The sequence below is a fragment of the Bacteroides timonensis genome (assembly GCF_000513195.1).
GTDB lineage: Bacteria > Bacteroidota > Bacteroidia > Bacteroidales > Bacteroidaceae > Bacteroides > Bacteroides timonensis.
Window position 1 is genome coordinate 1 of the sequence record NZ_CBVI010000161.1, and the last position, 2,923, is coordinate 2,923.

3 protein-coding genes are annotated in these 2,923 nt (G+C 49.5%); all 3 read left to right on the top strand.

The window, feature by feature from the left end; translation table 11 throughout:
* Positions 1-111 (top strand): DUF4134 family protein (locus BN161_RS28985; protein WP_125910939.1); only part of this gene is annotated, 111 nt, incomplete at its 5' end.
* A gap of 38 nt (positions 112-149) precedes the next feature.
* Positions 150-467 carry a DUF4133 domain-containing protein gene (locus BN161_RS26250; protein ID WP_005805476.1) on the top strand — a complete coding sequence of 106 codons (318 nt, stop codon included), beginning with the start codon at positions 150-152 and terminating at the stop codon, positions 465-467.
* On the top strand, positions 464-2,923 hold a 2,460-nt coding region (locus BN161_RS26255), incomplete at its 3' end, for a TraG family conjugative transposon ATPase (RefSeq protein WP_044271958.1). The genes BN161_RS26250 and BN161_RS26255, both read left to right, overlap by 4 nt.

The following is a 2,923-nucleotide window of genomic DNA, read 5'->3' on the forward strand; positions in this document are numbered from 1 at the left end:
AACAAATTTTCGTCGGGCGATCCCGATACGAGTAAAGTTGCCGCGAGTTGGTTTGGAGCTTGTATTTTCCTGATTGTGGCAGCTACTATTTTGAGGTCGTTCTTCTTGTAATTTATATAATGTACGCGTACAATATATAAAAGTAAAGAATGGAATTTGAACTAAACAAGGGGATTGGGAAAAGTGCTGAATTTAAGGGGCTGAAAGCGCAATATCTATTCCTGTTCGCTGCCGGATTGCTCGCAGTATTTGTAGTGTTCATCATCCTGTATATGGTGGGTATCAACCAGTGGATTTGCATCGGGTTCGGTGTTGTCACGGCTTCGGTACTGGTATGGGCTACATTTGCGCTGAATGAGAAATACGGCGAACACGGACTGATGAAACTGCTCTCGTCCCGGCAACATCCCCGCTTCCTGATTAACAGGATCACTCCCCGAAAATTATTCAAAAAGAGAAGAAAATGAGAAATGTACTAAAAGCTGCTACGATAGAAAGCAAGTTCCCGCTGCTTGCGGTGGAACAGGACTGCATCATCAGCAAGGATGCGGATATTACCGTCGCCTTTCGGGTGGAACTGCCGGAACTGTTCACGGTCACCACACCGGAATATGAAACGATACATTCCACATGGGCGAAAGCAATCAAGGTATTGCCGAACTATTCGGTGGTACACAAGCAAGACTGGTTCATCAAGGAGAACTACCAGCCGAAAACGGATAAGGATAACCTTAGTTTCCTCTCCCGTTGTTACGAGATGCACTTTAATGAACGTCCGTTCCTCAATCACGGGTGTTATCTGTTCCTGACGAAAACGACGAAGGAACGGGCAAGGATGCAAAGTAATTTTTCATCGCTGTGCCGCGGGTTTATCGTGCCGAAAGAGGTGAACAAGGAGATGGCTACGCGCTTTCTGGAAGCGGTGGGACAGTTCGAACAGATCGTGAACGATTCGGGACTTGTCCGGCTGGTACGGTTGGGCACGGATGAAATCGTGGGCACGGACAAGGGTGCGGGACTGATCGAGAAGTATTTTTCGCTCTCGCTGGAAGATACAACGACACTGGAAGATATGGAGTTAGGAACGGACGGGCTGCGCATCGGCGACAAGAAGCTGTGCGTGCATACGCTCTCGGACGTGGACGATGTGCCGGGAAAGGTGGGTACGGACATGCGGTACGAGAAGTTATCGACTGACCGCTCGGACTGCCGGTTGTGCTTTGCGGCTCCCATCGGGCTGCTGTTGTCGTGCAACCATATTGTGAACCAATATATTTTCATTGACGACAGTAACGAGAACCTGAAGAAGTTCGAGAAGACGGCGCGAAACATGCAGTCGCTCTCCCGTTACAGCCGGTCGAACCAGATTAACAAGGAATGGATAGACCTCTATCTGAACGAGGCGCATAGTTACTCGCTGACGTCGGTACGCTGCCACTGCAATGTGATGGCGTGGTCGGATGATGCGGAGGAACTGAAGAATATCCGCAACGATGTGGGCAGTCAGTTGGCACTGATGGAATGTAAGCCGAGGCATAACACGGTGGACGCGGCTACGCTGTATTGGGCGGCGATGCCGGGAAACGCGGGGGACTTTCCGGAGGAGGAAAGTTTCTATACATTCATCGAACCGGCTCTCTGTTTCTTTATCGAGGAAACAAATTACAAGAGTTCGCCGAGTGCGTTCGGGATAAAGATGGCTGACCGTATCAGCGGGAAGCCGATTCATGTGGATATTTCGGACTTACCGATGAAGACGGGAATTATCACGAACCGCAATAAATTCGTGCTGGGCGGTTCGGGTAGTGGGAAGTCATTCTTTATGAACCACCTTGTGAGGCAGTATTGGGAACAGGGGGCGCACATCGTGCTGGTGGATACGGGTAATTCGTATTCGGGACTGTGCGAGATGATACGGAGAAAGACGCACGGGGACGACGGGGTGTATTTCACCTATACGGAGGAAAGCCCGATCAGTTTCAATCCCTTCTATACGCAGGACAAGGTGTTTGACGTGGAGAAAAAGGAATCTATCAAGACATTGCTCCTGACGCTCTGGAAGAAGGACAATGAACCGGCATCCCGCTCGGAAGAGGTGGCGCTGTCAAACGCGGTCGCCTTGTTCATCGACCGGATCAAGTATGATGACAGCCTTGTGCCGTCTTTCGACACTTTCTACGAGTTTGTGGACACGGATTACCGGGCGATACTGGATGCGAAGGGGGTACGCGACAAGGAGTTCGATATCACCAATTTCCTGAATGTACTGGAACCATACCACAAGGGCGGCGAGTATGATTTTCTGCTGAACTCGGACAAGCAGTTGGACTTGTTGGACAAGCGGTTCGTGGTATTCGAAATCGATCAGATTAAAGATCATCCCATCCTTTTCCCGGTGACTACTATCATTATTATGGAGATGTTTATCAATAAGTTACGCCGATTGAAAGGGGTAAGAAAGATGATAATCATCGAGGAAGCTTGGAAGGCGCTGACACGGGAAGGGATGGCGGAATATATGCGCTATTTGTACAAGACTGTCCGAAAATTTTTCGGGGAGGCGGTGACGGTCACGCAAGAGGTGGACGATATAATTTCTTCGCCTATTGTCAAGGAGAGTATCATCAATAACTCGGATTGCAAGATTCTGCTCGACCAACGCAAGTACATGAACAAGTTCTCGAAAATTCAGGAGTTGCTGGGACTGACGGATAAGGAGAAGGCGCAAATCCTCTCTATCAATATGGCAAATGCGGCATCGAGAAAGTATAAGGAGGTGTGGTTTGGGCTGGGCGGCGTGCAGTCGGCGGTCTATGCTACGGAGGTGTCGATGCAGGAGTATCTGACTTATACGACGGAGGAAACGGAGAAACTGGAAGTGATGCAGTTGACGGAGAAGTTAGGGGGAAATATCGAACTGGCT

Excerpts from the sequence above, each read along its gene's own strand:
- BN161_RS26250 (WP_005805476.1), top strand. The coding sequence starts at position 150 with ATGGAATTTGAACTAAACAAGGGGATTGGGAAAAGTGCTGAATTTAAG.